This is a genomic window from Ensifer sp. Root127 (genome assembly GCF_001425225.1).
In the GTDB taxonomy this organism is placed as follows: domain Bacteria; phylum Pseudomonadota; class Alphaproteobacteria; order Rhizobiales; family Rhizobiaceae; genus Ensifer; species Ensifer canadensis.
Genome location: NZ_LMDX01000008.1, coordinates 163,312 through 183,135 on the forward strand (window position 1 = coordinate 163,312; position 19,824 = coordinate 183,135).

Sequence of the window (19,824 nt, forward strand, 5' to 3'; positions counted from 1 at the left end):
CGTCGGCTGTAGGATTTGGTCAGAATTGAATCGTTTTGTTCGGTTGAATCTCCGGCATTTGTCGCTTTATCGTTCGCATGGTTGTGGCCTTGCCGTTTTGGTTGAAGGAAGTCGCGTCGAGGATTTCGCGCAGATTGCGCATGCGACGAAGCTTGTCTCAAGGTCGGCAGGTCTTGTTCGCTTCACTTTTGGGGGCTCATCGCATGAAGCATGTCGCACGCACCGGTAAGACCCGGCAAGGATCGTCGCACCCTTCATCCAGGCGCAGCGACCAGGCTGCAGTCCTGTCCGACCGAAACGCATCGCGTTTAGTAATAATGTTGGCCTTGGGTCTCGGCGGCGCGGCCGTGGCCGACAATGCGTACGCGGGCTGCACCGGCTCCGCGACCCAGTCAATCGGCCAGGTCGACTATGGATATACGTGGTCCGCCTGCTGGGGCGACAGTGGTGTCGATCACAACGATGAGAAGGACGGTGACCCAGGAGCGAATATAACGATCAACACCCAAGCCTCGTACACGGCCGGCGCAAGCCTCCCTTACACAGTGCCGTGGGAATCCGTCGGCGGCGTCATCATGACCTATACAATGGGTGGCGCCGGCGTCGACGAGGGAAGCGCCGGTGCCGGGGGGGCCGTGACGATCACCAGTTACGGCCCCATAACCCTCACGAGCTCGACAGATCCAGGCTCGATCGGCAGCTTGATTTCGGCAACGAGCTTCGGCGGCGACGGGGATGGGGATAACGACAACTACAAATCCAGCGGCGGGGCCGGGGGGGCGGGAGGCGCGATAACGATCACCAACTACGGGGCGCTGACCGTAGAATCGCTCAACTCGAATACGGCCAGAGGTATGACCGGCATCTTTGCCGTGAGCAAGGGCGGCAGCGGCGGCGAACAGAATAGCGGTGCGGCGGGCGACCAAGTGGGTGGCAACGGCGGCAGCGGCGGTACCATCAAAATCTCTAACACCGGACAGGTGAATCTCGGCAGTGGGACAAACCCGCTGAGCGGACTGGACTATGTCTGGGGCCTTGCCGCCGAGTCCACCGGCCAGGCAGGCGGCCACGATAACGGTGCGGGCGGCGCGGGCGGCTTCATCGATATCGAAATCGGTTCCTCCGGCAATACATCCGCCGGCGCGATCGGCATCTACGCGAACGACGCCGACAGCGTGCGCGGCATCTATGCGCTGAGCCAGGGCAGCAACGGCACAGCTTCGCAAGACAGCTCCGATGAAGGCGGCACCGGGGGCGGCGGCTCGGTCATAAATGTCGACACGTATGCCGACATGAAAATCGTCGCGACCGGCAAGGTGAATGACCTGTCAGGTGGCGTCGTTGCCGTTACCCAGGGTGGCGAAGGCGGCGACGGCTGGAGCTCAAACGTCGCGGGCGCCGGTGGCGAGGGCGGCAGGCCAGAAAGTGGAATAGCGGCGACGACCGTGACGGTCCATTCAGGCACCATTTCGACCCAAGGCGACTATCTTGGTGGCGTGATCGCATTGAGCCAGGGTGGCCGCGGTGGCGACGGCCAGGCCGGCGAGAAGGACAGCTCCGGCGGCCGCGGCGGAAGCGGTGGGCAAATCCAGTTGAACCTGTCCGGCGGTAGCGTTGAGACGCAGGGCAGCTACGCCTATGGCTTGCTGGGCCAGAGCATTGGCGGCCAAGGTGGCAATGGCGGCGACGACACCGCCGTTGTCGGCACGAGCGGCGGGGGCGGCTATGGCGGCAATGCCGGCAGCGTAGGCGTCTTTTCGAGCGGGGCTTCGAAGATCACGACGACTGGAGATTACTCGGCCGCCATTACTCTGCATTCCATCGGCGGCGGTGGCGGCACCGGCGGCAACTTCACCGACGTGCTCGGGGGTGGCGCGGGCAATGGCGGCAATGGTGGCAGTGGAAACACGGCTATCGTCAACAACAACGCGGCGATCGCCACCTCGGGCGGGCATTCCTATGGCATCCTGGTGCAGTCGATCGGCGGCAGCGGCGGCACTGGCGGCATCGCCGACGGGCTGACGCTCGAGCTGGGTGGCAATGGGGGCGACGGCGGGCAGGCCGAAACGGCCAGTGTCCAGAATTCCGGCGCGATCACCACCTCCGGCTATTCGGCGCACGGCATCATTGCGCAGTCGATCAGCGGCGGTGGCGGCGCCGCCGGTATGGCGGGCGGCATCCTGTCGATCGGCGGTTCCGGCGGTAGCGGCAACTATGCCAGCACTGCCGAGGTCCAGAGCTCGGGCGCCATCAGTACGGCCGGCGACGCAGCGATCGGCATCATGGCACAGTCGATCGGCGGCGGCGGTGGTTCGGGCGGCGGTGCGAAGGGCATCGCGACCGTCGGAGGTTCGGGCGGGGCTGGCGGCTCCGGCAGCCATGCAAACGTATTGCTGACTGGCGGTTCGGTCACCACGCAGGGTGAGATGTCGCATGCGATCATGGCGCAATCGGTCGGCGGCGGCGGCGGCAATGGCGGCAATGTGATCGACCTGTCAGTCGGTGTTCCGGCACTAGGTGTCGGCGGCACCGCCTCGGGGGGTGGTAGCGGCGGATGGGTCTGCGTCACCAATGAAAATTCCGGCGGCGATTGTTCTACAGGCTCTGGAACGCAGGCAGTTGCCATCGCGACAGAAGGCTCCGGTGCGCTCGGCATACTCGCGCAGTCGATCGGCGGCGGCGGCGGTAATGGAGGCAACGCCACGGGCGGCGATGCCGGGCTCGGCAGCTTCCAGATCGGCGGCGGCGGCGGTGGCGGCGGCTACGCAAACACCGTGACCGTCGGCTTCCAGGGACTGAACCTGACGACCCAGGGCTCGCACGCGGCGGGCATCGTGGCGCAGTCGATCGGCGGCGGCGGCGGTACGGGCGGTTCCGCCAGTTCCTATTCCGCAGGTATCGGCTTCACGGCGTCGGTGGCTGTCGGCGGCACCGGTGGTTCCGGCGGCGCCGGCGGCGAGGTCTCTATTGACCTGACCGACAGCATTATCAAGACCGGGCAGGGCGGCGGCGGTGTGACCGACGCGATCGGCGTGCTCGCTCAGTCGATTGGCGGCGGTGGCGGCAGCGGCGGCTCCTCGGTTGCCGACGCGCTCACCGTGGCGGTGCCGACCGGCGAAGACGTCTCCCTGGCGATGAGCGTCTCCACGGCCGTCGGCGGCAGCGGCGGATCGGGCGGGACTGCTGAGGAAGTGTCGCTGACGCTGGACGGCAGCTCCGCGGTCTCCACGAAAGGTGCTTCGTCGCATGGCCTTGTGGCGCAATCGATCGGCGGCGGCGGCGGCAATGGCGGCAGTGCGTCGTCGATGGCCGCGACCGTCGGCACGGTGGACACCGTCAGCGCCGACATCGGTGTCTCGGTCGGCGGCTCCGGCGGCAGCGGCGGCAATGGCGGTATCGTCAAGGTCGATCTCAACGACAGCGCCTCCGTGACGACAGCCGGCGATTATGCCAATGCGATCGTGGTGCAGTCGATCGGCGGCGGCGGCGGCAATGGGGGCGTCGGCAGCGTCAACAGCAAGCAGATCGGTAGCGGCTTCAACCTGGCGGCAAATGTAGGGGTCGGCGGCTCCGGCAGCGGCGGCGCCAGCGGCGGAAACACGACCGTGGACCTCGAGAGCGGCACCAGCTTGCAGACCAGCGGGTCCGGTGCTCGCGGTGTGCTCATCCAGTCGATCGGTGGCGGCGGCGGTACTTCGCAAGGTGTTAGCGTCGGGCTGTCGGCCAGCGCCGACCTGCCCGGCGGCGAGGAAGCCGAAGATTCCGAAGGGGGTAGCGGTGCTTTCTCCGCATCTGTCGGCGTTTCCGTTGGCCGGACTGGCGGCAGTGGCGGGACGGCGGGCACGGCCACCGTCGCCACCAGGGGTAAAATCAATACCTCTGGCGCAGATGCGGACGGGGTGCTCGCGCAGTCGATCGGCGGTGGCGGCGGGCTAGGAGGCTCGGTGGGGCAGGCTACTTCTGACGATTCCGAGCCGCTCGACGACGCGGGTGACAGCGAATGCGCCAGCGAAGACGGCAATGGATATGGCTACTGCTTCAACGTCAGTGTGGGCGCTACCATTGACGACGGTGGAAGTGGCGGCACGGCCGCCAATGGCAACACAGTCACGCTGACGCATGGCGGCCACATTGCCACCATGGGCGACTGGGCAGACGGCATCGTCGCCCAATCGATCGGCGGCGGTGGCGGTGCCGGTGGCACATCCACCGCATCCGGCAGCCAGGCGACGGCCAACATCACCGTGGGTGTTGGCGGGAGCGGCGGTGCGGGCGGTAATGGCGGCTCGGTCGACATCACCTTCGACAGCGACCACGGCACCGCCGGCATCAGTACCGCTGGATATAGCGCCTACGGTGTGCTGCTGCAGTCGATCGGCGGCGGCGGCGGCCAGGGCGGCGATGGGTCCGACAAGGCGGCAGGCAAGATCACCGTTGGCGGCGGTTTCGGCGGCAGCGGCGGCGCCGGCGGCAGCGGGGGCAAAATTACGGTCGGTGCGGGAAGCTGGCTCGCCCTCCAGACCAACGGCGACGATTCGATAGGCCTCCTGGCCCAATCGATTGGCGGCGGCGGTGGTGTCGGCGGCGCCGGAAGCACCAAGGCGGCCGAAGAGGATAACAGCCATGCGATCGATCTTGTTGTGGGCGGCAGCGGTGGCGTCGGTGGCAGCGGCGGCGAAATCGACCTGAACTATGGCGGCGGCGTAGACACCTATGGCGATCGGGCCCATGGCATTGTCGCGCAGTCGATCGGCGGCGGTGGCGGCATCGGCGGCGCCGGCGAGGCCGACAGCATCGGCTCGCTCGTGGTCGGTGGCTCGGGCGGTGGAACAATAAACGGCGGCGCCGTCACGGTCGATCTGACCAACGGCAGCACGATTCATACGCGAGGTCTGGCCGCCCATGGCCTCGTGGCCCAGTCGATCGGCGGCGGTGGTGGTATTGGAGGCACCGCCTCGGGTGCTCCGCTCTCCTCCAAGGGCAACAGTCCCGGCAGCACCGGTGACGGCGACGATGTCTCCGTGTCTGTTGACGGCAACATTACCACGTCGGGCGACTACGCCTACGGCATCCTGGCCCAGTCGATCGGCGGCGGCGGCGGTTTCGGTGGCAACGCGACTAGTGCTTTCATCGGCTCCAACGGCAATCTCTCGTCGGCCGGCAAAAGCGGCGATGTGACGGTCACCCTCGATGCTGGCAGGGCTATCCAGGCGACCGGCAAAGACTCGATCGGCATATTCGCGCAGAGCGATGCAGGGACGGACAACAACGGCAAGATCAATGTGACCGTCAATGGTTCCGTCACCGGCGGCTCCGACAACGGCGCCGGCGTCTGGGTTTCGGCCGGGAAATACAACATGGTGACCGTCAATTCCGGAGGCAGCGTCTCTGCTGCTTCAGGCCTTGCCGTTAACTATACCGTCGGCAGAAGCTCGCCCGCCGGCAGCACCCTGACCGTGCTTAACTCCGGCACGATCAGCGGCAGCGTGAGAGGGGATCTCGTCGACAGCAAAGTCGTCTCCAACGACGACGACAACGTGCCGATGGCCCGTTTCGGCAGCGGCATGGCCGTCTCCGTGATCAATGAGGCCGGTGGCCTGCTGACGGATGCGGAGATTTATGAGGCTGACGTGATGAATCATGGCAGGCTGATGATCGGTCATTCCGGCGGCATCGACGCCACCAGAATCACTGGCGACCTCACGCAGGACGCGGGTGGCATACTGGAGCTCACCGCCGACTTCGCTGGCTCGCGCATGGATCGGTTGACCATCGACGGTGACGCTACGCTGGACGGCAAGTTCGCGGTGAACGCCATCAGCGTCCTGCCCGACATCAGTCTGCCGTTCCTCACCGTCGGAGGCACCCTCGACCATTCGCTGAGTGCCCAGTCGGCAATCTTCGACTATGCCATCACCCAGGCAGGAAACGAGCTGTCGGTTTCGGCGGAGTCGGCCCACTTCGCCGAGCCCGGCGTCGCGCTAAACGACGGCCAGGACAGCGTCGCAGGTCACCTGCAGGAAATCTGGGATGCCGGCGGTGGCTCCTATGGCACGCTGTTCGGCACGCTCGGCTCTCTCGCCGACGGCGATGCGGGCAGCTATGGAGCAGCTCTGTCGGACATGTCGCCCGGTGTCTCCGGTGCGGCTGCGTCCGGGAGCATCGCCATGACGCAGCAGCACCTCGACCTGTTGCTGAGCTGCCCCATGTTTGCCGCGGGCACCTCGTTCCTGACGGAGACGGAGTGTGGTTGGGCTCAGGCCGGCGCACAGACGCTCGACCAGAAGACCAGTGCCAGCGTGTCGGGCTTCGACACCACGACCTATGCCCTGCAAGCCGGCGCCCAGGTCGAGGTGTCGCCGAACTGGTTCGTCGGCTTGGCTGGCGGCTATGACCGCAGTTCCATCAGCGGCGACGACGGCCGGGTCAACGCCAACGGCGACATCCTCTACGGCGGCGTTTCCCTGAAGCACCAGAGCGGCCCCTGGTTACTGTCGGGTGCCGTTGCCGGCAGCTACGGTTGGTACGACAATACGCGCACGATCCGGATTCCTGATTTCGCCAGCCAGGCCGAAGGCGACCCAGAGGTTTACAATGTCAGCACCCGCGTGCGCGCAGCCTATACCTTCGCGCAGGATCCTTACTATGTGCGGCCTCTGGTGGACTTTGACCTGATTTATTCGCATGCCAATGGCTATCGCGAGTCGGGAGCCGGCGCCCTCGACCTCCTGGTCGATGATGTCGGCCAATGGAGCCTCCACGCCACTCCGGCCATTGAACTCGGTACGCGTGTTGACGTTAACGAGACAACGGTCATGCGGGCATTCGCGGCCGCCGGAGTGAGCTTCAGCAGCGCCGATAGCTGGGATACGTCTGCACGGCTGGCCAACGCGCCCGCCGGGATAGGCACGTTCGGCAGTGAGGTGCCGCTGGCCGCCGTGGTGGGGCGGCTGACCGCTGGCGTTGATCTGGCGAGCGACAACGGCTTCAGTTTGCGCTTGAACTACCAAGGCTCGTTTTCCGACACCTACACGAGCCACGGCGGCGCGTTGCGCCTCAGTTATAAGTTCTGAGAGGAGACAGGGGGCCTTGAGACAGTGCTTATCACCGAGGTTCCGGTCGAACCGGACAATCTTCGCTACCGTCTGCCTGCTGGTCCTGGCCATTGGTCAAACGTTCGCACAAGAGCACGCCACGCTCCCGGGCGGTGCGTCCTCTCTGCAGGAAACCTACGCGGACTGGATGGTTAGCTGCGTCCAGAGGAAGAACAGGCATTGTCTTCTCATGCAGCAACAGACACAGCAGAACGGACAGCGGCTTTTGGCCATCGAGATGGCAGCCGGTGGCGATGGGAAGACTGCGACGGGTACACTTGTTCTGCCCTTCGGGCTCGCACTTGATGCCGGCGTATCGCTTCAGGTCGATGAGAAGTCTTCGGAGGCACCTGTGCGTTTTAGCACCTGCGTCCCCGCCGGATGCGTTGTGCCGCTTAGCTTCGACGGCGCAGCCGTTGCCGAGCTGCGGACTGGAGCGGTGCTCAAGATGATGGCCAAGGCTGCCAAGACCAACGAACCTATCTCGTTGTCGGCTTCCCTGAAAGGCTTTTCCGCTGCCTTCGATCGGGTGACAGCCCTGATGATGAAATGACACCTGGGGTGCGTCGTCGGCGCGAACCGTCTTGCTCCATCTTGTTACAGCTTGCTTCCAATCGTCCGGCGGATAATGATGTGCACGTTGAACAAATTCATTACCAAAACCATCAAATGGTTTCTCATTGTTTTCGGTTTGGCGACCTGTGGGACACTGCCGTTCGCGCTCGACATCAAACTCATCACACCGATGCTCGGTGGACTTGTCGATTTCACCCCTTCCAGCGTACCGGCTCTGCGACACTGGGGCATCATGATCTTCGGAATTGGCGCACTGATGGTGGTCGCGGGGTTCCGTCCGTGGTTACGATTTGAGACCATGGTGTTCAGCACCTTCGAGAAGGCATTTATGGTCTATCTGTATTTAACCAATCTCGGGGAGCCTTGGATAGCAGGTTATTTTGCTGCCTTCCTTGTCGATTTCACCATCGTCGCATATGGCGTGCTGTACTTCATCAGCGCCGAGGGCCGGCCCAGCCGCTGGACCGTGAGGAGATTGGTCTGCCCCCTGAAAAGTGGTCCTTCTTGAAGTATGGCTTATAAGCCGCAGAAGGACATTCAAACCGCGGCGAAAAGACGCGAGGCGGAAATCACGAAGCATTGTCAGACATGCACTGTTCTTGTGAGGCGGCATTGACCGCCAGCATCAAACCGCTCGCCCTCAAATATAGCCGATATGGCTTTCGCCGCATCAAGGCGAATGCTGCGCCAGGCAGCTGGATTGTGAACTTCAAGCTCAAGGTCCCGGCGGGTCTACTATCAGCTTTATGATGGGCGTTCCGCCGTGACTACATCTACCGCTGTCCAAAGCTTGATGCATCGCAGTTCAATTTGTTTCTGAGAGGTACGCATGCACCCACCACCTATCGTTACAGACCATGCCTCTGTCATACAAACATCCCTTGCGCCGGTGTTTTTGTTGGCTGGTACCGCAGGCTTTGTCAGTATCTACACCACCCGCCTCGGGAGAGTTTCGGACCGGCTGAACGAAGTCGCGGATAGGGGTAAGCAAAGCAAGTTGTTTCGCATGCAGCTCGCGTATTTGCGGCGAAGGGCACTTGCTCTGGAGGTCGCGGTCGTGCTTGGGGTGATGGCCGGCATTTGCACGGGCTGCGCAATCCTTAATCTACTTGCTGGCGCTCTTGCCCTCGGACTGCGCCAAGAAAATCTCTTTTGGTTGTTTGGTGGTGCCATCGTCTCGCTCACCGGATCGCTTGTCGCATTCTTGTTTGAATTGCTCACCGCCGGACGGAACTTGTTGCGGCAAATACGAATGGACCAAGTTCCAATGGAGCAAGACTGACCACGGATCTCCTTCGGCCGGGCTGACCCAGTTCGGTTACTTTTTCTTCATCGCGCCCGAGAGGCCCGTTGTCAGCTTGAAATCGATCATCTCCTGTGCCGAAACATACTGAAGTTTGTCGGGCGGAGTTTCGAGAGCTTTGATCCATAGTCCGGCGTCGATCCCCATTTCTTCGAGATGCCGTGTGATCCGCGCTGTGGTTAATTGGGTGGACGACATCGCCTGATCTGCCGTTGTCCGATCAGTGCTGGCATTGGACAACTGATGCACGCCGACGACCGCTTCCGGTTCGGCCAATCGTCGCACGCCGCCGGCAAAGACAATCGGGCAGGAGGACGCGCAAAGAGCCCCTGACGCCACACGGGTATCAAGTCCCTTCTCACGGATCAGCTTGGAAATTGCCAATGCATCGTCAACCGATCCCCCTGGGGAATTGAGAGACACCGTTTTCACGTATTCGCCGCGCTGTTCAATTTCGCGGACGAACCGCTCGCCCGCGCCAATGTCGAATGTGCCTTCAGCGAGTAGAACTCCATCACGCTGGAGTTCCAGCTTCATGGGCTGGCGCAACACTTCATGTGAGCTTAGCAGTTCAACCGGCGGACCATCGCGTCCGGTCCCGCCTGGAGCCGGGAGAAGGATTGGCCAACGAGCCGGATCAATGATTGGTTCCTCGGCATTCCGTTCCCATAGAGAACGCACATCGATCACGAGGAATATCGCTGTTGCCGCTAACAGACTGAAGAACGTCCCGCGCATCCAGACGCCGTCATCGACCCGCGCCAGTATTTTGAGCCCTTCATCGATCCTCATGAGACCGGTCCTTTGCGCGCCCCCGCGGGTCGAGGTTGGTGATGTTGGCGGTGTCCTCAACCTTGCAATCAGCGTCCGCGAACTCCACCACTTTTTCAAGATCAACGCCGTTTGGGCTTATCGCGCGCTGGACTTCCAGCGCCATCAGAAGTTCGGCGGCCGTTATGCGTTCAGCGAACGGCATCGCCTCCTCCTGTTTGCGGATCGCGCCATGTACGACTGCCAGGATGAAGACCAGTACCCCGGGAAGAAGGTCGATAGAAATGGCACCGGCCCAAGCCGGTATGAAATCGGACGCGTAACGCAAGACTGCCTCCGCAGAAGATAACGGGACAAACCGGCGTTCCTGGACGTTTGCCCGGGAAAGGATTTCATCGGCCGATTCCGACAGTACTTTCGACTGCGCAGCTACAGAGGCGCGCACTGTTTCCATCACCCGGTCTTGGCGGTTGACAAGATCGGCGTCTCCGCCATCGGCGATCGGTGCGATGAAGCCCAGGGACAGATCATCGGCGGCGCGGCGGATGGAAGGAGCAATCGACGTTTGCCCGAGAGACGCTATGACGCCCGTGAGCGCGACCACTTCAGAGGAGAACTGGTCAGCGCGCGGTTCGATTGCGCCGGGCGCGGAAACAAGCGTGCGCATGGTTTCGAGCCGCTTCTGCCCGTCATCGAACAACGCTGTCACCTGCTCACGGGAGGCATTGATGCCGTTCTCGAGTTCCTTCATCTGTGCGGACATTTGCGACAAAAGCTGCACGACGCTTCCGGATCCGGTCGTGCCTGTGAGCGCTCCCGACTGACGCTCCGATGCGGCAAGCTGCGAAAACCGCTCGGACGCACGCTGGATATCGGGCAGCAGGCTTTGAGCGGCTAGAGCGTTCTGATGCGCCTGATCGAGGTCCGCAGTGTAGCCCTCCACCGTTTCGGCAAGGTGCTGTTCCAATGCCGCCGAGCCGGCGAGCGCCGCTGCGTTGAGCCAGCTCGACATGGCCATAATCATGGCAGCACCCATGGCCATGACGCCAAGCATCGCGGCTCTACCCGTATGCGTGGTCACGTGCGGATAGAAGCGGGCCATGTAAGACCAGAACGCGTAGATTCCGACCGAAACCGACGCTGAATAAATGATAGCCGCAAAGAAGACCGCCGTTGCCGATCCATCGAGGATGCTGCGCACACCGAGATATGTGTAAACGCCGGACGCAAGCGCAAGCACCGCAACCGCGAAACGCGTCATCGTTTCAACGGCAGCGACCCCCTCATGCAGTCGCTGGGATGCGCCGGTAGCCATGAGCAGGATCTCCGAGAAAGGAAACTATTCCTTAACAAGGGATGATGAACGAGGCGGAATCAAGGCCCACCGTCCGCAGCGCCCGTTCCGTTCCCTCTCAAAAGAATGAGAAGAATGTCGAAGCGCCATTTTGGATCCGGAACCTTGTGGACGCTGATGGCGTCTACACGGAGGCGCGCCAGCTTCAATTGTTGAAGACTTTTGCCCGCGCATGCAGTTTAACGGTGTTTCGGTCCTCGAACAGGATCGATGATGTGGCGCTGTAGTGCTGACCCGAGATAACGAGCTTTGCGCTTGGAAGGGTTTCGACTGGCAACGACGGGTCGGCGACCCAGCGCTGGCGATCCACGAGGATATTGTTTACGCGTTCTCAGCGCCCAACAATGATCCAGTCAACTGAAAATGGAGACCTTCGGGATTATACGAGGACTTCGCTTCCCCAAAAAAATACGTGGCAACGATCTTGTTCGCGAGTATCGAGCCAAACCCGGTTCTCTGCGGCGCGCATACTCTAGGTCCGCCAGCCTCGCGCCAGGTAAAAAAGAACCCTTTATCCCCGTCGGTCGACCAGACGACTTCGACGTGACCTTCATCGGTAGAAAGCGAACCGTACTTCACCGCATTCGTCGCTAGCTCGTAGATTGCCAGTGAAATGCCTGTGGCTTGCTGTGCTGACAGCTGAAGGTCTGGACCAGACATGGTTATTCGATCCGGACGGTCGATGTGCGGAGCGATGGCTTGTGAAATCACCTCGGCGATCTGCGCGCCGTCCTCTTCTGATAAGAGGTCCTGCGCCTTGACCAGAGTGCTGATCCGGCTGGTGATGGTTTCTCGCGCGTGATCAAGGCTGTTGGCATTTCTCAAAGATGCACTGACCACCGCGTTCACGATGGCCATCGTATTCTTAACGCGGTGCAGCAACTCCCGGCGCAGGACGAGTTCAGTCTCTCTTGCGCGCACAGTAGCCGTTGTCTCTGTAACCGTGTCGATCAGACCAGCGATTTTCCCATCATCATCGCGAAGCGGCGCGTAGCAGAACGTGAAAAAAGCTAATTCGTCGAAGCCATCACGATTGATCGTCAGCGGGTAATTCTCGATGTACGTCGCTTCCCCGGCATAAGCCTTTTCTGCAATCGGCCCTATACGGTCCCAAGCTTCCGACCACACGTCCGCGAACGACCTGCCGAGAGCGGGCGGTTTCGCACCGAGGATCGGTAGGAATGCGTCGTTGTGAATCGTGGTGAAGTCAGGACCCCAGACGATCGCCTGGGGGAACTCAGAGCCGAGGATCATTTCGACGATTGTTCTGAGGGAAACTGGCCATTCGCGGATGGGGCCGAGTGGGGTTAGCGACCAATCGTGTTGTCTGATCGCTCTGCCCATTCTGGTATCGCCCCATGCATCCATTCGGATTCCCCTCAGTCCCGGCAAGGAATTTTCGCTTGGCTAGTTGCGCCACCTTTTCATGACGACGATAGCGGTCGTCAACGCCAGCATCGAAATTGCTCCCAAACAACCATTCCTTGGGTCGCAAGCCATAGATAAGCGCGCCCTAGGTTTGATGCCAGGGATTTCTTGCCCGTTTATCATGGCAGCTTCCGCCGAAGCGTCGGGGGCGTGTCGTCGATCGCCACCGGCATCTCGACCGGGCGACGTGCATCGAACTCGGCTTGCGCCGTAGCCGCAGACGATTGGGACGCGCGGCCTCGTCAAGGCCGCAACTGCTAGCATCCGCCGCGACTGCGACACGCCGACGCGTTCGGCGGCTTATATGCCGGCTTTCGGCCACGCGGCAGCTCGGCGTGTCAGAGCGATCAGGAACAGCGAGTGTTGGTGGTTTCCTGCTCGCGCGCTATTAGACCCCGTGTGAATAAAGCCGGAGTCACGCCAGCGTGTTGGTTGTCCTCAAGGCTTCATCGAGTGCCCTGCGTCCGTTCCCGGCAAGCCAAGACCGGAAAGAGAGTAGCTCCGGGTTGATCTCACGCATGGCGTTCAGATCGACACGTTCTGCAAGCGGGCCATCCTCCAAGCTCTTCGCCATGTGCGCGAGGTCCGCATTCGCCGCGAGAACGTCATCGGAAAAGCGTGCGTAGGCGATTGGACGACCGGCGCCTTCGGTAAGGGCGGCTTCAAGCTCGTGCCCGGTCACGCGGTCGCTTGCGATCTTCAAAGTCATGCCGCCGAAGCGGGTCTTGTCGGCAAACACCGCAGCAACGAATTTGCCGATGTCCTCCACCGCGGTAAGCTGGATTGAATGATCCGGTCTGATCAGGGATACCAACCGTCCTTCATCCAAACCGAAACCAGGTCGTACGAGCATCTCCATGAAGATCATCGGCCGGATGATGGTCGTGGTGATGCGGAGTTCTCGAACGTGCGCTTCGATGCGAGGCTTGGCATCGAAACGCGCGACACCTGTCAGTTCATCCCCAACGCTAGCGCCTGAAGAATAAACGAGATGGTCGACACCGATTTCGGCTGCCAGATCAGCAATTGAGATACCGTAGCGGACTTCGTCTTCTGCCGCTAAGTTGGCCGGCAGTACGCTGAAAACACCATAGGTGTCTTTCATAGCTGCGCGGATCACGTCCGTGTCTTCGAAGGCGCCCTGCACAATATCGACGCCTGCAATCCCCAGCTCTAAAGACGCGGCATCAGTGGAATTCAAAACGAGCGCGCGAACAGGCCATTCCGCCTTCAATAAGGCTTTGGCAACAGATCCTCCCTGCCGTCCGGTGGCGCCGAAAACAAAAATTGGCTGTTTGCCATTGGTCATTGAAAACCCTCGTGTTGAACAACAAGGGTCATCGATATATACGAATGGAAAACCGCTGGAAGACGGCACATTTTTCAGCGTCAGGCACAAGGATGATACCCTTGAACAAACAACTCCATGCCGATGCGCTGCAAGGATCAGAGGGTAATCGGCTGTTCAGACCTATCCCGGCAAACGGGGTGTGCACGCTGCTGGGCGACAAATGGACTGTTCAAGTCCTTTGGCGCCTTTCGCTCGCGAAGGAGCATCGGCTCCGCTTCTCAGCCCTTAAGAAAGAGGTTGATGGCGTCACCCAGCGGATGTTGACGCTTACACTGCGCAATCTGGAGCGTAACGGCCTCGTTGTGCGCCATTATTTTCCCGAAGTGCCGCCGCGTGTCGAATATGAGCTGACCGAGATGGGCGGCGGGGCTTTGCGCGCCCTTGAAGGGTTCAACTTTTGGGTCCGTGATAATCTGCACACCATCCAGGAATACCGTCGCGCTTACGACGATGCCACGTAGTTAACCCAAGCGTCGTTTTCTACTCGACGACTGCGGGACCACCGGTAGTGCCTCCCGCAAGATCCGCTTTTGGGCAATTTTGCCTCACTGTCGGTGCCGGCTATCTCATTAAACTCTGTGCTTGGTCGGAAATCAGCCGGCATGCGTATCGGCTGCGTTGCGAAAACATTATAGCTGGTCGAAGTTATAACGTTATAACTCTCCCGCTGGCATCAGCCGCGGTCGATCTTTGCAAGAGTCTGCGCTCGGTCGAGAACGCATGTGAAACTCGGTACTCGTTCATCGTTCGTGTTCTGTCGAGCGCTTTTATTCGGGGTAGGGGAGGCCATAACGCTCGCGGACCGTTCGCTCTTCATACCGAGTGCGGTAGACGCCGCGATCCTGCAGGATGGGCACGACCTTGTCGATGAACTCCTCGATATCGTCAGGGGCGCGTGGTGGCTGCAATGTATAGCCATCCACGGTTCCGTCAGCCCAAAGATCAATGATGGCTTCGGAGACCTCCTCCGGCGTGCCGAGCAGCAGACGGTGATGGCCCTCCGAGCGGCGCACGACTTGTCTTGCCGTAAGCTTCTCGTGTTTCAGCAGGTCCGAGAGCCCGAGGCCCATGCCCACCGCCTGAAGCCGGTTGGGATCGGGGACGAAGCGTTCGGCATCGAGAACGGCATCCGGGTCAAAGCCGCCAGGATTGATACCGTTCTCCTTGGCAAACCTCGCGATCAGCGCGTCTTCAGAGCCGGCGCCGCTGAACAGTTCGTGCTTGCGCAACGCCTCCTTTCTTGTCTCACCGAGGATGACCACGAGCCCGGGCACGATGCGGATGCCGGCCGGATCACGGCCAAGGGCGGCAGCGCGACCTCTGACTTTCGCGCCGAATGCCCGGCCGGCGGCGCGGGAGAGGATATTGCAGTAGATAATTTCGCCATGGCGCGCGGCGAGATCAATCCCGCCCTCCGATGCCCCTGCCTGCGCGATTACCGGGTGACCCTGAGGGCCGCGCGGCACATTGAGCGGTCCCCTGACGCTGAAGTGGTCGCCTTCGTGGTCGATCGCCTGGGCGCTTGCCGCGTCCCAGAACCGATCGTCGGGGACGCTGCCCTCGCGGGCAGGATCCCAGCTTGCCCAGAGTTTCTTGGCGACATCGAGAAACTCGGAAGCCTTGGCGTAGCGCTCGTTGCGCGGTGGCAGGGGTGCCGAGCCGAAATTGGCGGCGACATTCGGGTTAAAGGACGAGACGATGTTGATGATCAGCCGGCCGCCGGAAGTGATATCCGTCGACTGGGTGCGGCGAGCCAGATTGTAGGGTGAGTTGTAGGTGGACGACATCGTCGCCACGAAGCCGATGTCGGGCACCTGTGCCGCCAGGGCCGTACAAAGGATCAGCGGGTCGATCGTGTGGAACGGCCGGCTGTTCGGGTCGGTCATCATCGCCGGATGGTCGGAGAAGAACACGGCGTCGAACAGCCCCCTGTGCGCGAGCTCGGTCAGGCGGCGGTAATAGTCCGGATCGTAGATGTCGTGACGGTCGCCAGTGCGGTATTTCCAGGCGGCCGGCAAATAGCCTGTCGTGTTGATGCCGACATTGAGGTTGAGCTTGCGCGTCTTGCGGGACATGCCAATCACTGTCCTTCAATAGGCTGCGGTGAAGCGGCGGCGGATGAACTGTCCTTGGTCCAGCTCATCGAGAATGGCGATGGCGAAGTCGGCCTCCGAAATGCGACTTTCGCCCGCTTCGTCGCGCAACAGCCGGTCTTCGCCAAGCCTGTAGGTGCCGGTTCTCTCGCCGGCCTTGATCGAAAGCGGCGGAGAGACATAGGTCCAGTCGAGATCGTGTTCGCCGCGCTTCAAGCTGCGCAGGATCTCGCGGTTGCGCAACGTATGGGCCTTGTGTTCGACGGGATAAAAGTCGCTGTCGACAACGTCGACACCGGGGCTCGCCTCCAGGCTGCCCACGCCGCCGACGATGATGATGCGGCGGACGCCCGCTTGCTTCACGCCGGCAAATAGCGCCGCGTGGGCATCTCGGATCAGTTCCGCGGCCACTTCTGCGGAATGACGGCGCAAACCTGGGCTATAGGCACTGATGACGGCATCGTGTCCTTTGACGATGCTTGCGACCGCGCTCGCATCGGCGATATCGGCCTTGCGCAGGGTGAGGCGCTCTTCGGGTTCGATGTCGGTGGACCGGGTGACGGCTGTCACACGACGGCCACGCGACAGCGCCTCCCTGCGGATATTGCTGCCGATGTTTCCGGAGGCGCCGAAGACGACGATGGACATGATCAGATCTTTCCTGGGATTAGAGTGCAGGCACCGACTTTAGCGGCCGGTTTGCCCCGACATTGCGTTGCATGGCTGAGAGCGAGGAGCGGACGGCCTCGTAGCCGTGTTCTCGCATGGCGTTCTCATAGTCGTGGACGGCTGCGATCAGCGGCTTGTCATGGCGTCGCGCGGCGACGAGCTCGCGAACCAGCAGACCGGTGTCGTAGAGCGCGGTGTTGCCGCCGAGAGCGCGGAAATAGGTCATCGCGTGGATCGCATCGCCGAGCAGCGTGACCGGACCGGGCTGCCATTTCGCGCCGGGCGTCGAGCTTTTGACCTTGAGGAAGGCGACCGTCGACGGATCGCTGTGGCGGATGAGCTTCAGGATGCGCTCGTCCCAATGGCCGATACGTTGAAGTAGCGCTTGCCGCAGGCCGGCGCCATCGAGCGTTTCAAGGAGTTCATCCGGTCCCAGTTCGTCCGTATCGTAAGCGGTGTTCCACCAGGTGTAGCTGGTGGTGTTGTTGAAATGGAAACCGGGGATGTTGCGATGATCGGGGTCTTCGGCGCCAATGAAATCGTGCCGGGCATAGGCGGCTGGATCGACCCGGTGGCTGGTGATCATCAGGCCACGGCCGTCGCTCGGGCGGATATTGGTGTTGAACTCGGTAAGAAGCGGTGAGATGTCATGGTGCGCAGCCGCTTCAAGGCTGATCTTGCCCGCCAGGCGCCGAACACCGGTATCGATGCTCTTCAGATCCGGCAGCAGTTGGCGGCGAACGGCCGACCCCGCACCGTCGGCACCGACCAGAAGGTTGGCGCGGACAGTCGAGCCGTCAGCAAAATGCGCGATAACCGTGCCGTCTGGGAGCGGTTCATAGCGCTCGAAGCGTTTGCCCGTATGGAACCTGCCCTTCAGCCCGGAAAGAAGGATCTGCCGCAGCGTGATCCTGCTCACAGACTTTTCGATATGCGTGTCCTCGGTCTCCCGACTTTCGAGCCCGGCATTATCGAGACGCTCGAAGCCCTCGTCGAGGATCAGGTTCTCGGTCGGGGCAAACCCGAGCGTGTCCAGAAAGACCTGGAAGAGATGCGTCGGCAGATTGGCCTGAAGTGCGTCGATGCCACGCTGGCGGATACGCATGCGAAAGCCTTGCACGTAGTCGGCCCGGCCCGGATCGCGTTCGAACACGGCGGCATCGATGCCGTTCTTCTTCAGACCCTGGGCCAGCGCAAGGCCGCCTGGGCCCCCGCCAATAATGGCGATGTCAACAAAAGAGATGCTCATGACTGTTACTCGCTGAGCGCTGCCTCTGCGGCTGCATGTTCGGAGATGAAGGCTGCGACACTGCGCGGTGGTCGGCCCAGCAGCGATTTCACGACATCGGTCGTCGTGGCCGCACGACCGGCAGCGATCAACTTCGCGAATTGCGCTATGGCACGGTGTTCGAAGTCGGCATCGCCTGATGCCGCCAAAGGGGGCTTCTCGACGACGGCAAACCGCCGCTTCAAAGTCGTCGAGAGCAGATCGGCGAGCTGGCGCGCGCTGACGATGTCAGGACCGGTGAGATTGAGTGTTCGCCCAGTGACGGTGTCGGCGAGAAGCTGATCGACGGCGACATCGGCGATATCTCGTGCATCGATGTAGCCGACACCGGCGTCGGGATTGGCCGCTGCCACCGTATCGGTAGCGATTGCCTGGCGGACGGCGTTGGCGAGCGAGACCTGCATCCAAGCATTCGGTCGAAGCGAAACGGTATCCAGTGCAAGACTGTTGAGGTGCCGCTCGACAGCGGCGTGGGCATCGCCGGAGATGGAATGACCGGGCGGGTCGATGGTCCAGTCGGAACCTGAGATCTTGACGATGCGCCGGACGCCGGCCGCTAAGGCGGCATCGGCTGCGCTGATCTGATCGGTGACGAGCCTGGCGCTGATGGGCGACAGGAGCAGGAGCCGTCCGGCGCCGCGTACCGCGGTATCGAGCGAAGTACGATCGCCGAAGTCGCCGACGGCAATCTGTACGCTTTCGCCAAACAGGCGGCGTGCGGCATCGGGCCGGCGCGTAAGGATGCGAACCGGTTGTTTCAGAGCGGCCAGCCTCCGAACGATGAGCTGGCCGAGCTTGCCGGTGGCGCCGGCGATGATGGTTGTCGCACCGGTGACAGGAACTGCTGCTTTGCTCATGCGGCCGCCCGCCGTGATGCGGCCTCCAGCGGCCGGTGATCGATCCAGCCAAACACGTCGAAGTCGGCCGGAAGGAAGCCCCATTCGAGCAGGAAGCGTTTGAAGTGGTCGAAGGCAGCCAACTGCTCATCGTCGAGTGTCAGCTTGAGATGGCTGTGGACATCCGGACCATTCGCAGCCCGGATCGCGTCTTCGCCCACGCCGATTTCATTGGCGATGAAGCGCACCGCTTCATTCGGGTTCGCCTCCGCCCATTCGGCAACACGTGCGACCGTTGCGACAAGGCCCGTGACAAGGTCGAAATGCTCGTCGAGAAATTTGAGGTCGACGGTCAAGGGCCTCGGCGTACCGTTGTTGATGCGGATCTTTGCATCAGAGTGGAAGCCGAATTCCGAGACGACGACGGCGCCGATCTGATTGGCTAGCACCAAACCTTCGGCACCCTTGACGAAGAAGGCATCGATCTTGCCGCCCGCCAGCGCCAGAAGCTCGTCGCCGTAGGGATAGCGGCGCTTCAACCCGAGAAACGCGGCATTGCCCCTTTCGATCAGGTTTGCCTCGCTGCTGTCGAGATAGACCAGTTCGACATCGCGATGGGTGAGCCCCTCAAGCTCCAATGCGGACACGATGCCTTTCAACGCGGTGGCGCGCTGGAAGTCGACGATGGCTTCATTCGGTTTGCGCGGCACCCCGATGCGCCGGCCCTTCAGATCCGAGCCTTTGGCGATGCCTGAGCCGGGAAGCGCGATGATCGCCTGGAATTCGTCCGTGGTCGTAATGCCGACCACTCGGGTCTGCCGTCCGCCCGATCGTGCCCAAAGGGGCGGGATGTTGCCACCCTGGCGGAACGAGTGGTCCAGCGTATGGGTGAAATGGCTCTCGCGGACGGTCTGATCCTTGCTGTCGCGGATCGATCGAACCGCGACACCGGTGGCTTCGAACTGCCGATCGACCCAGCCGAGTTGGTGGGCGATCGACAGGGGCGTGGGGGCCGGGCAACGGGTGTACCAGACGGAATTGAGTGATGACATCGCGAGGCT

14 protein-coding genes are annotated in these 19,824 nt (G+C 61.8%); 5 read left to right on the forward strand and 9 right to left on the reverse strand.

Going from position 1 to position 19,824, the window contains the following annotated elements:
- Positions 1 to 203: 203 nt before the first annotated feature.
- From ASD03_RS11540 to ASD03_RS11555, 4 genes are all read left to right on the forward strand, one after another.
- Complete coding sequence (locus ASD03_RS11540; protein WP_057213589.1) at positions 204 to 7,073, forward strand: autotransporter outer membrane beta-barrel domain-containing protein; 6,870 nt, start codon at positions 204 to 206, stop codon at positions 7,071 to 7,073.
- A gap of 169 nt (positions 7,074 to 7,242) precedes the next feature.
- Positions 7,243 to 7,647, forward strand: a complete 405-nt coding sequence (locus tag ASD03_RS11545) for an invasion associated locus B family protein (protein ID WP_082523715.1) — start codon at positions 7,243 to 7,245, stop codon at positions 7,645 to 7,647.
- Between the two features lie 87 nt (positions 7,648 to 7,734).
- Positions 7,735 to 8,178 (forward strand): hypothetical protein, encoded by a 444-nt coding sequence (locus tag ASD03_RS11550; protein WP_146160953.1) that lies wholly within the window; start codon positions 7,735 to 7,737, stop codon positions 8,176 to 8,178.
- A 321-nt stretch (positions 8,179 to 8,499) separates the two neighbouring features.
- A complete protein-coding gene (locus ASD03_RS11555) occupies positions 8,500 to 8,952 on the forward strand; it encodes a DUF2721 domain-containing protein (RefSeq protein WP_057209609.1) in 453 nt (150 codons plus the stop codon).
- Between the two features lie 36 nt (positions 8,953 to 8,988).
- Here the strand turns inward: ASD03_RS11555 and ASD03_RS11560 are convergent, their stop codons facing one another.
- The 4 genes from ASD03_RS11560 to ASD03_RS11580 form a co-directional block, all read right to left on the reverse strand.
- The gene (locus ASD03_RS11560; RefSeq protein ID WP_057213592.1) at positions 8,989 to 9,765 is read right to left on the reverse strand and encodes an ATP-dependent Clp protease proteolytic subunit; all 777 of its coding nucleotides are present in this window, start codon (positions 9,763 to 9,765) and stop codon (positions 8,989 to 8,991) included.
- Positions 9,752 to 11,059: a hypothetical protein gene (locus tag ASD03_RS11565; protein ID WP_057209613.1), complete on the reverse strand. Its 1,308-nt coding sequence runs from the start codon at positions 11,057 to 11,059 to the stop codon at positions 9,752 to 9,754. The genes ASD03_RS11560 and ASD03_RS11565 overlap by 14 nt, the downstream gene beginning before the upstream one ends.
- Positions 11,060 to 11,419: 360 nt before the next feature.
- Positions 11,420 to 12,466, reverse strand: coding sequence for a PAS domain-containing sensor histidine kinase (locus tag ASD03_RS11575; protein ID WP_063963344.1), 1,047 nt, complete (start codon positions 12,464 to 12,466; stop codon positions 11,420 to 11,422).
- Positions 12,467 to 12,941: 475 nt separating this feature from the next.
- Positions 12,942 to 13,835 (reverse strand): NmrA/HSCARG family protein, encoded by an 894-nt coding sequence (locus tag ASD03_RS11580; protein ID WP_057209617.1) that lies wholly within the window; start codon positions 13,833 to 13,835, stop codon positions 12,942 to 12,944.
- 92 nt (positions 13,836 to 13,927) lie between these two features.
- Here ASD03_RS11580 and ASD03_RS11585 point away from each other — a divergent pair, with 92 nt between their 5' ends.
- On the forward strand, positions 13,928 to 14,338 hold the full coding sequence (locus ASD03_RS11585) for a helix-turn-helix domain-containing protein (protein ID WP_057209619.1): 411 nt from the start codon (positions 13,928 to 13,930) through the stop codon (positions 14,336 to 14,338).
- Between the two features lie 306 nt (positions 14,339 to 14,644).
- On the opposite strand, the gene ASD03_RS11590 is transcribed toward ASD03_RS11585, so the two are convergent.
- From ASD03_RS11590 to ASD03_RS11610, 5 genes are read right to left on the reverse strand one after another with little or no spacing between them, the layout of a single operon-like run.
- A complete protein-coding gene (locus tag ASD03_RS11590) occupies positions 14,645 to 15,952 on the reverse strand; it encodes an NtaA/DmoA family FMN-dependent monooxygenase (RefSeq protein ID WP_057213595.1) in 1,308 nt (435 codons plus the stop codon).
- A gap of 15 nt (positions 15,953 to 15,967) precedes the next feature.
- On the reverse strand, positions 15,968 to 16,618 hold the full coding sequence (locus tag ASD03_RS11595; protein WP_057213598.1) for an NAD(P)-dependent oxidoreductase: 651 nt from the start codon (positions 16,616 to 16,618) through the stop codon (positions 15,968 to 15,970).
- Positions 16,619 to 16,637: 19 nt separating this feature from the next.
- Entirely contained in the window at positions 16,638 to 17,888 is a 1,251-nt protein-coding gene (locus ASD03_RS11600) for an NAD(P)/FAD-dependent oxidoreductase (protein WP_057213602.1), read from the reverse strand.
- Positions 17,889 to 17,893: 5 nt separating this feature from the next.
- Positions 17,894 to 18,784 (reverse strand): NmrA family NAD(P)-binding protein, encoded by an 891-nt coding sequence (locus ASD03_RS11605; protein WP_057213605.1) that lies wholly within the window; start codon positions 18,782 to 18,784, stop codon positions 17,894 to 17,896.
- On the reverse strand, positions 18,781 to 19,815 hold the full coding sequence (locus tag ASD03_RS11610) for an ABC transporter substrate-binding protein (RefSeq protein WP_057209634.1): 1,035 nt from the start codon (positions 19,813 to 19,815) through the stop codon (positions 18,781 to 18,783). The genes ASD03_RS11605 and ASD03_RS11610 overlap by 4 nt, the downstream gene beginning before the upstream one ends.
- Positions 19,816 to 19,824 lie beyond the last annotated feature (9 nt).

Coding starts and splice junctions, on each gene's coding strand:
- ASD03_RS11605 (WP_057213605.1), bottom strand. CDS start 18,784: ATGAGCAAAGCAGCAGTTCCTGTCACCGGTGCGACAACCATCATCGCC.
- ASD03_RS11545 (WP_082523715.1), top strand. CDS start 7,243: ATGGTTAGCTGCGTCCAGAGGAAGAACAGGCATTGTCTTCTCATGCAG.
- ASD03_RS11590 (WP_057213595.1), bottom strand. CDS start 15,952: ATGTCCCGCAAGACGCGCAAGCTCAACCTCAATGTCGGCATCAACACG.
- ASD03_RS11565 (WP_057209613.1), bottom strand. CDS start 11,059: ATGGCTACCGGCGCATCCCAGCGACTGCATGAGGGGGTCGCTGCCGTT.
- ASD03_RS11585 (WP_057209619.1), top strand. CDS start 13,928: ATGATACCCTTGAACAAACAACTCCATGCCGATGCGCTGCAAGGATCA.
- ASD03_RS11555 (WP_057209609.1), top strand. CDS start 8,500: ATGCACCCACCACCTATCGTTACAGACCATGCCTCTGTCATACAAACA.
- ASD03_RS11610 (WP_057209634.1), bottom strand. CDS start 19,815: ATGTCATCACTCAATTCCGTCTGGTACACCCGTTGCCCGGCCCCCACG.
- ASD03_RS11560 (WP_057213592.1), bottom strand. CDS start 9,765: ATGAGGATCGATGAAGGGCTCAAAATACTGGCGCGGGTCGATGACGGC.
- ASD03_RS11540 (WP_057213589.1), top strand. CDS start 204: ATGAAGCATGTCGCACGCACCGGTAAGACCCGGCAAGGATCGTCGCAC.
- ASD03_RS11575 (WP_063963344.1), bottom strand. CDS start 12,466: ATGGATGCATGGGGCGATACCAGAATGGGCAGAGCGATCAGACAACAC.
- ASD03_RS11600 (WP_057213602.1), bottom strand. CDS start 17,888: ATGAGCATCTCTTTTGTTGACATCGCCATTATTGGCGGGGGCCCAGGC.
- ASD03_RS11595 (WP_057213598.1), bottom strand. CDS start 16,618: ATGTCCATCGTCGTCTTCGGCGCCTCCGGAAACATCGGCAGCAATATC.
- ASD03_RS11580 (WP_057209617.1), bottom strand. CDS start 13,835: ATGACCAATGGCAAACAGCCAATTTTTGTTTTCGGCGCCACCGGACGG.